This window comes from Streptomyces sp. MBT65 (genome assembly GCF_016612545.1).
GTDB lineage: Bacteria > Actinomycetota > Actinomycetes > Streptomycetales > Streptomycetaceae > Streptomyces.
The window spans coordinates 1-8,518 of sequence record NZ_JAENRY010000316.1; the positions used below are offsets into that span (position 1 = coordinate 1).

An 8,518-nucleotide genomic window follows, 5' to 3' on the forward strand; every position below is an offset into this window, starting at 1 on the left:
CCCTCCACCCACACCCCTGACCCCTGTCACACCCGCCCGGTACCGTCGACCCATGTCCACCCAGCCGGCACATCGAGGGAATCCCACCGGTGAGCGCACCCTCGCCGTCCTCGAAGGCGTCCTGGAGCGGATCACCTACGCCAACGAGGAGAACGGCTACACGGTCGCCCGCGTCGACACCGGCCGCGGCGGGGGAGACCTGCTGACCGTCGTCGGCGCGCTTCTCGGTGCCCAGGCCGGCGAATCCCTTCGTATGGAGGGCCGTTGGGGCTCGCACCCCCAGTACGGCAAGCAGTTCACCGTGGAGAACTACACGACGGTCCTCCCTGCCACCATCCAGGGCATTCGCCGCTACCTCGGCTCCGGTCTCGTCAAGGGCATCGGCCCCGTCTTCGCCGACCGCATCACGCAGCACTTCGGCGTGGACACGCTCCAGATCATCGAGGAGGAGCCCAAGCGGCTGATCGAGGTTCCGGGGCTCGGGCCCAAGCGGACCAAGAAGATCGCCGAGGCCTGGGAGGAGCAGAAGGCGATCAAGGAGGTCATGCTCTTCCTCCAGACCGTCGAGGTGTCCACGTCCATCGCCGTGCGGATCTACAAGAAGTACGGCGACGCCTCCATCTCCGTCGTCAAGAACCAGCCGTACCGCCTCGCCTCCGACGTCTGGGGCATCGGCTTCCTCACCGCCGACAAGATCGCCCAGTCCGTCGGGATTCCCCATGACAGTCCGGAGCGCGTCAACGCGGGCCTCCAGTACGCCCTCTCCCAGGCCACCGACCAGGGCAACTGTTATCTGCCGGAAGAACGTCTGATCGCCGACGCGGTCAAACTCCTCCAGGTCGACACCGGACTCGTCATCGAGTGCCTCGCCGAACTCGCCCTCCCGGACGAGGAGTCGGGGGGCGACCCCGGTGTCGTACGGGAGAAGGTTCCCGGGCCCGACGGGGACTCGGAAGCCGTCACCGCCGTCTACCTCGTCCCCTTCCACCGCGCCGAACTCTCCCTCGCCGCCCAGCTCCGCCGCCTCCTGCACACGACCGCGGACCGTATGCCCGGCTTCCACGACGTGGCCTGGGACAAGGCGCTGGGCTGGTTGAAGGGGAAGACGGGCGTGGAGCTCGCACCCGAGCAGGAGGCCGCCGTCCGGCTCGCGTTGACCAAGAAGGTCGCCGTCCTCACCGGTGGGCCCGGCTGCGGCAAGTCGTTCACCGTCCGCTCGATCGTCGAACTCGCCCGCGCCAAGAAGGCCAAGGTCGTCCTCGCCGCCCCAACCGGCCGTGCCGCCAAGCGACTTGCCGAACTCACCGGCGCCGACGCCTCAACTGTCCATCGCCTGCTCGAACTCAAGCCCGGGGGCGATGCCGCCTACGACAAGGACCGGCCCCTGGACGCGGACCTCGTCGTGGTCGACGAGGCGTCCATGCTCGACCTCCTCCTCGCCAACAAGCTCGTCAAGGCCGTGCCCCCGGGGGCACACCTCCTCTTCGTCGGTGACGTCGACCAGCTCCCCAGCGTCGGCGCCGGCGAAGTGCTGCGGGACATGCTGGCCGAAGGCGGTCCGATCCCCGCCGTACGCCTCACGCGCGTGTTCCGTCAGGCCCAGCAGTCCGGCGTGATCACCAACGCGCACCGGATCAACTCCGGCCAACACCCCGTCACCGACGGCATGAAGGACTTCTTCCTCTTCGTCGAGGACGACACGGAGGAGGTCGGCCGGCTCACCGTGGACGTGGTGGCGCGCCGGATTCCGGCCAAGTTCGGGCTCGACCCGCGCCGGGACGTACAGGTGCTCGCGCCCATGCACCGGGGACCGGCGGGCGCGGGCAACCTCAACGGGCTGTTGCAGCAGGCGATCACGCCCGGTCGGCCCGACGTCCCTGAGAAGCGGTTCGGCGGGCGGGTCTTCCGCGTCGGCGACAAGGTCACCCAGATCCGCAACAACTACGAGAAGGGCGAGAACGGCGTCTTCAACGGCACGGTCGGCGTCGTCACCTCACTCGACCCGGTGGACCAGCGCCTCACCGTGCTGACGGACGAGGACGAGGAAGTGCCGTACGAATTCGATGAACTGGACGAGTTGGCGCACGCGTATGCGGTCACCATCCACCGCTCGCAGGGGAGTGAGTATCCGGCCGTCGTGATCCCGGTCACCACGAGCGCGTGGACGATGCTCCAGCGGAACCTGTTGTATACGGCCGTCACCCGGGCCAAACAGCTGGTCGTGCTGGTCGGATCGCGCAAGGCGATCGGCCAGGCCGTGCGCACGGTGTCGGCGGGGCGGCGCTGCACGGCACTGGACTTCCGACTGACCGTAAAAAATGATCGATCAAATGAGTCGTGAAGGTCACACAGCACTTCCAGTTGTCGGGGTGGAGGGGGCAGGATGAGGAGGTTGGCGGCACTCAGTGCCGCCAATAGGCCCAATGGTCGACCCCGAGTGCACTCTCCTGCGCCAAATGGGGGATGGTAGAGACAGTCAGGGCAACCTCGAAGAAGAGGCACAACGTCGGTGAGGGATGACGTGAGCGACAACTCTGTAGTACTGCGGTTCGGCGACGGCGAGTACACCTACCCGGTGATCGACAGCACCGTCGGCGACAAGGGCTTCGACATCGGGAAGCTCCGTGCTCAGACCGGTCTGGTGACGCTGGACAGCGGTTATGGGAACACCGCCGCCTATAAATCCGCCATCACCTACCTCGACGGTGAGGAGGGCATCCTCCGGTACCGCGGCTACCCGATCGAGCAGCTGGCCGAGCGCTCCACGTTCGTCGAGGTCGCCTATCTGCTGATCAACGGCGAGCTGCCGACCGTCGACGAGCTCACCGTGTTCAAGAACGACATCACGCAGCACACCCTGCTGCACGAGGACGTCAAGAACTTCTACAAGGGCTTCCCGCGCGACGCCCACCCGATGGCGATGCTGTCGTCGGTCGTCTCGGCGCTGTCCACCTTCTACCAGGACAGCCACAACCCGTTCGACGAGAAGCAGCGCAACCTCTCCACGATCCGGCTGCTCGCGAAGCTTCCGACGATCGCGGCGTACGCGTACAAGAAGTCGATCGGTCACCCGTTCGTCTACCCGCGCAACGACCTCGGCTACGTCGAGAACTTCCTGCGCATGACCTTCTCGGTCCCCGCGCAGGAGTACGACCTCGACCCGGTCGTCGTCTCCGCGCTCGACAAGCTGCTGATCCTGCACGCGGACCACGAGCAGAACTGTTCGACCTCCACGGTCCGCCTCGTCGGCTCCTCGCAGGCCAACATGTTCGCCTCGATCTCGGCGGGCATCAACGCGCTGTGGGGCCCGCTGCACGGCGGCGCCAACCAGTCGGTCCTGGAGATGCTGGAAGGCATCCAGGCCAACGGCGGCGATGTCGACTCCTTCATCCGCAAGGTGAAGAACAAGGAGGACGGCGTCCGCCTGATGGGCTTCGGCCACCGGGTGTACAAGTCCTTCGACCCGCGCGCCAAGATCATCAAGGCGGCGGCGCACGACGTCCTCTCGGCCCTCGGCAAGTCCGACGAGCTGCTGGACATCGCGCTGAAGCTCGAGGAGCACGCGCTGTCGGACGACTACTTCGTCTCGCGCAACCTCTACCCGAACGTCGACTTCTACACCGGCCTGATCTACCGGGCCATGGGCTTCCCGACCGAGATGTTCACGGTCCTGTTCGCCCTGGGCCGTCTGCCGGGCTGGATCGCCCAGTGGCACGAGATGATCAAGGAGCCCGGATCGCGCATCGGCCGCCCGCGCCAGATCTACACGGGTGTCGTCGAGCGGGACTTCGTGCCGGTCGAGGGTCGCTGAAGCGAACAGCTCCGCTGGGTCCGTTGTGTGTTTGGCGCGGGCCCGGTGGGGGCTGCTCGCGCCCACGCGGCGGAGCCGTACAGGTCACAGCCCCGCGCCCCTAAAAGCCAAAAACACCCAGTGCTGCAGCAAGCGCCCCTTTGACTCCCTCGCCCTCATCCGGCGAGTGAGCCGAAGGGGCGCGCCTGTGTCGAGAGGGCATGGGGGCCGCCCCTCCCGCTCGAGCGAAGCCGAGAGTGGGGGAGCGCGGAGGCGCGCAGCGCCGAGCACGGTGGGGCTCTCGACACAGGCTTTGGCGCCCCGGAGGCGAACCGAGCCTTAAAAAAAGGGGTGGGAAGAAGGCGCCCTGCCGACGGTCCCCCCACGGGCCGGCGTACAGGGCGCCTTCCCATGTCCCGGTGCGGATTCCCCCCACGGGATCCGGCCGGGCGTCTTTGAGAACCAGCGCCTGAAATCGCTGTACTGCGTACTGCCGAGGCCCGATCGAGCTGAGCCTCGTTGAGTAGAACGAGCAAAACTCCTCGTACTACCGGGTGGAGCCAGTGATGTGTGCGATCTGCCGGGACATCGCACGACGGGAGGGCCGCTCAAAGCTCCCCGGTGTACGTGTCCCGGCAACGCATCTCTGAGGAAGTCCCCCAAGACATCCTCAGATGCCAGTTCGCGCCCCCCAAGACGCTTGCTGACATCGTCAACTTAGACCTTCGAACCCCTTCGATGGTTACGTTCACATCACTGTGATCTGCGTCTCTTGCATATGTCCGTTAGGTGCGCAAGAGCCCCGATGTCGTGGTCGGGACCCCAGCGTAAGGATGATGCGCGAGCCTTGTGAAGAGCTTATGTGAGGCCGTCGTCGGTCTCTAGAGGGACTCTTACTTCAGGTTCCCGTAACTCCCGGTAACTTTGCGGAACTTCAGCGAAATGTCCTGAGTCGCAGGCTGTTGGACACCACGAACACCGACGAAAAGGCCATCGCGGCCCCCGCGATCATGGGATTCAGCATGCCCGCGGCGGCGAGCGGCAGTGCCGCCACGTTGTATCCAAAAGCCCACACGAGATTGCCCTTGATGGTGGTCAGTGTCCGCCGGGACAGCCGGATCGCGTCCGCGGCCACCCGCAGATCGCCGCGCACGAGGGTCAGATCGCTCGCCTCGATCGCCGCGTCCGTCCCGGTGCCCATCGCGAGCCCCAGGTCGGCGGTGGCGAGCGCTGCCGCGTCGTTCACGCCGTCGCCGACCATGGCGACGGTCCGCCCCTCGGCCTGGAGCCGTCGTACGACGGCGACCTTGTCCTCGGGAAGCACCTCGGCGATGACGTCCCCGGGGGCGATCCCGACGGCGGCGGCCACGGTTTCGGCCACCGCGCGGTTGTCGCCGGTCAGCAGCATCGGGGTGAGCCCGAGGGCCCGCAGCTCCCGTACGGCCTCGGCGCTGGTCTCCTTGACCGCGTCGGCGACCGCGAGGACCCCGCGCGCCGCTCCGTCCCAGCCGACCACCACGGCCGTACGTCCGCCGCTCTCGGCCTCGGACCTGGCGCGGGCCAACTCCTCCGGAAGCTCGTCGAAGAGGCGCCCCACGGCCACCTCACGGCCCTCCACGCGCCCGCGTACGCCACGGCCGGGCACGTTCTCGAAGTGCTCGGCCGACGGCAGCGGGCCCACCCGCTCCTCCGCGCCCGCCGCCAGGGCCCGTGCGACGGGGTGCTCGGAGGCGTGCTCCAGGGCGCCCGCGAGCCGCAGCAGCTCCCGCTCGTCGGTGCCTTCGGCGACGTAGACCTCCTGGAGGGTCATGCGGCCGGTGGTGATCGTGCCCGTCTTGTCGAGGACGACCGTGTCGACGCGGCGGGTGGACTCCAGGACCTCGGGGCCCTTGATCAGGATGCCCAGCTGGGCACCGCGGCCGGTGCCGACCATGAGGGCGGTCGGGGTGGCCAGGCCCAGCGCGCACGGGCAGGCGATGATCAGCACGGCGACAGCCGCGGTGAACGCGGCGGCCACATCGCCGGTGACCGCGAGCCACACCCCGAAGGTGGCGACCGCGATCAGCAGCACCACCGGCACGAAGACCCCGGAGATCCGGTCCGCGAGCCGCTGCACCTCGGCCTTGCCGTTCTGCGCGTCCTCCACCAGCCGCGCCATACGCGCGAGTTGGGTGTCCGAACCGACCCGGCTCGCTTCTACGACCAGACGCCCGCCGGCGTTCACGGTCGCGCCGGTGACGGTGTCACCCGGTGCCACGTCCACCGGCACCGACTCGCCGGTCAGCATCGACGCGTTGACCGCAGAGACGCCCTCGACGACGGTGCCGTCGGTCGCGATTTTCTCCCCGGGCCGTACGACGAAACGGTCCCCGACCGCCAACTCGGTCACGGGGAGCCGTACTTCACGACCGTCCCGCAGTACGGCCACGTCCTTGGCGCCGAGTTGCATGAGCGCGCGCAGGGCCGCTCCCGCGCGGCGCTTGGAGCGGGCTTCCAGATAACGGCCCAGCAGGATCAACGCGACGACTCCGGCGGCCACTTCGAGGTAGATCGTCGAGGCGCCGTCCGTGCGCGAGACGGTGAGGCGGAACTCGTCGTGCATGCCGGCCATGCCCGCGTCGCCCCAGAACAGCGCCCACAGCGACCAGCCGAACGCGGCCAGCGTGCCGACCGAGACGAGGGTGTCCATGGTGGCCGCGCCGTGCCGGGCGTTGGTGAACGCGGCCCGGTGGAACGGGAGTCCGCCCCAGACGACGACCGGCGCGGCGAGGGTGAGCGCGAGCCACTGCCAGTTGTCGAACTGGAGGGCCGGGATCATCGACAGCAGCACGACGGGCAGCGCGAGGACGGCCGAGACGGTCAACCGCTCGCGCAGGGAGGCGAGTTCGGGATCGTCGTCGCGGGGCGGTGTCTCCGGCTCCGGGGGTGCGGGTTCCTCGGCGGTGTACCCGGTCTTCTCCACGGTCGCGATCAGATCGGCGACCTGGATGCCCGCGGGGTAGCTGACCTTCGCCTTCTCCGTCGCGTAGTTGACGGTGGCGCTGACGCCGTCCATGCGGTTGAGCTTCTTCTCGACGCGGGCCGCGCAGGAGGCGCAGGTCATCCCGCCGATGAGCAGCTCGACCTCGGCCGCTTCGGGGGCCGGGGCTATGGGTGTCCCTGTGGTGGTGCCGGTCGCGGTGGTGCTGGTCATGTCCGGACTCCAGACATCGGACCGGACCGCACGGAGCCAGTATCAGCTGGTCGGCACGGCCCGGTCGGAGAGAACAGAAGTGTGATGCCGGTGCTGATTCAGGCCTGGCCGACGAGCTCGAAGCCCGCCTCGTCGACGGCCGCGCGGACGGCCTCGTCGGTGAGCGGGGCGGTGGAGACGACGGTGACCTCGCCGGTCGACGCGACGGCCTTCACCGAGGTGACGCCGGGCAGCCCGGAGATCTCGCCGGAGACGGAGCCCTCGCAGTGCCCGCAGCTCATCCCGCTCACCTTGTAGACGGTGGTGACGGAACCCTGGGTGTCGGTCTGGGCGGTCATGTCGTTCTCCTCGTGGAGGCGTGGGGAGGCCTAAGGGGTCGGAGTGGCCCACGGTGGCTCACTCTGCCCTCAGAGTATACCCCTAGGGGGTATTTCTCCAAGAGGGGTCGCGGCGGGCCAGCGACCGCACCCAGCCGATGCCGAGCAGGGCCACGAGCACCATTCCGCCCACCGAGAACATCGTGAAGAGGTGCTCCTGCTGGTCGGTCGGCCGCGGGATGTACCCCTGGGCGAACAACCGCCTGTCCAGGCCCGTTCCCGACAGCCGGGCGACCAGCCAGATGGCGATGCCGTGCGTCGAGTCCCACAGGGCGTGCAGCAACGAGACGCCGAGATATGTGCCGACGACCGGCCCGGTGAAACGGAAGCGCCCGTTCAACTGCCGGTAGGAGAGCAGGGCGGCACCCGCGACCGCCGTCCACAGGCCGTGCCCGAAGGGGGCGAGGACCCCGCGCAGGATCTCGGTCTCCAGGAGGGCGCGCAGATCGATGCCCTTGGCGGAGACGGCCGCGTTGAAGGCGTAACCGGCGCTCTCCAGGGCGGCGAAACCGAAGCCGACCGTCGCGCCCAGCACCAGTCCCGCGCGGATCCCGTGCAGCCTCGGCTGCCGGCGCAGCACGAACATCAGTGCCCCGAGCTTCACGGCCTCCTCGATGAGTCCGACGCCGACGAACATCCACAAGGAGGGGTGCAACAGGTAGTACTCCATCACCGAGGCGCCCAGCACCCCGAGCGTGCCCCCGGTCAGGAAGCAGCCCAGGATCACGCTGACGCCCAGGTCGCGCCCGTGCCGCTCGTACGCCCACAGGACGAAGGTCACCGGCACCAGGAAGCTGCCGAGCAGGATCAGGGTCGGCAGCAGCGTGGTGTTCTTCGTCGCGTACGTGACCAGCGCGGTCAGCACCCACAGCGCCAGCCCGCCGCCCAGGCACTGCTTCCACAGGCCGGTGCGGATCTGGGGGTACGTCGGCGGCGGCTGCTGCGGCCCGGGGATACGGGCCCGGGGCGCGCCGGGCGGCGGAGAGTAGGTCACGGCAAATCCCCTCGTACTCCTACAGGGCAGATTTACCGGCACTTTATGGTAGGTAAGCGGCACACCGCAGTCCGGGACGGCCGTCCTGGCCATGGCCGTCGGCGTCCGGGTGACCGGCGGGCCCTATGGGGTGAGGCTGGGGGTGAGGGGGGCGGAGCCGTGGT

General features: G+C 68.4%; 5 protein-coding genes. 2 read left to right on the forward strand and 3 right to left on the reverse strand.

The features are described from left to right. Positions 1-52: 52 nt before the first annotated feature. Together JHN63_RS42415 and JHN63_RS42420 are read left to right on the forward strand one after the other, a co-directional pair. Entirely contained in the window at positions 53-2,341 is a 2,289-nt protein-coding gene (locus tag JHN63_RS42415) for an ATP-dependent RecD-like DNA helicase (protein WP_200690470.1), read from the forward strand. A 180-nt stretch (positions 2,342-2,521) separates the two neighbouring features. Continuing rightward, positions 2,522-3,811, forward strand: coding sequence for a citrate synthase (locus tag JHN63_RS42420; protein WP_019065715.1), 1,290 nt, complete (start codon positions 2,522-2,524; stop codon positions 3,809-3,811). Positions 3,812-4,724: 913 nt separating this feature from the next. On the opposite strand, the gene JHN63_RS42425 is transcribed toward JHN63_RS42420, so the two are convergent. The 3 genes from JHN63_RS42425 to JHN63_RS42435 form a co-directional block, all read right to left on the reverse strand. Then, entirely contained in the window at positions 4,725-6,983 is a 2,259-nt protein-coding gene (locus JHN63_RS42425) for a cation-translocating P-type ATPase (protein ID WP_200690471.1), read from the reverse strand. Between the two features lie 98 nt (positions 6,984-7,081). Then, a complete protein-coding gene (locus JHN63_RS42430) occupies positions 7,082-7,321 on the reverse strand; it encodes a heavy-metal-associated domain-containing protein (RefSeq protein ID WP_200690472.1) in 240 nt (79 codons plus the stop codon). Between the two features lie 82 nt (positions 7,322-7,403). Further along, positions 7,404-8,354, reverse strand: a complete 951-nt coding sequence (locus JHN63_RS42435; RefSeq protein WP_200690473.1) for a PrsW family intramembrane metalloprotease — start codon at positions 8,352-8,354, stop codon at positions 7,404-7,406. Positions 8,355-8,518: the final 164 nt, after the last annotated feature.

What these genes read in the sequence shown, in the direction of transcription:
- JHN63_RS42415 (WP_200690470.1), top strand. Translation starts at nt 53, where the DNA reads ATGTCCACCCAGCCGGCACATCGAGGGAATCCCACCGGTGAGCGCACC.
- JHN63_RS42425 (WP_200690471.1), bottom strand. Translation starts at nt 6,983, where the DNA reads ATGACCAGCACCACCGCGACCGGCACCACCACAGGGACACCCATAGCC.
- JHN63_RS42430 (WP_200690472.1), bottom strand. Translation starts at nt 7,321, where the DNA reads ATGACCGCCCAGACCGACACCCAGGGTTCCGTCACCACCGTCTACAAG.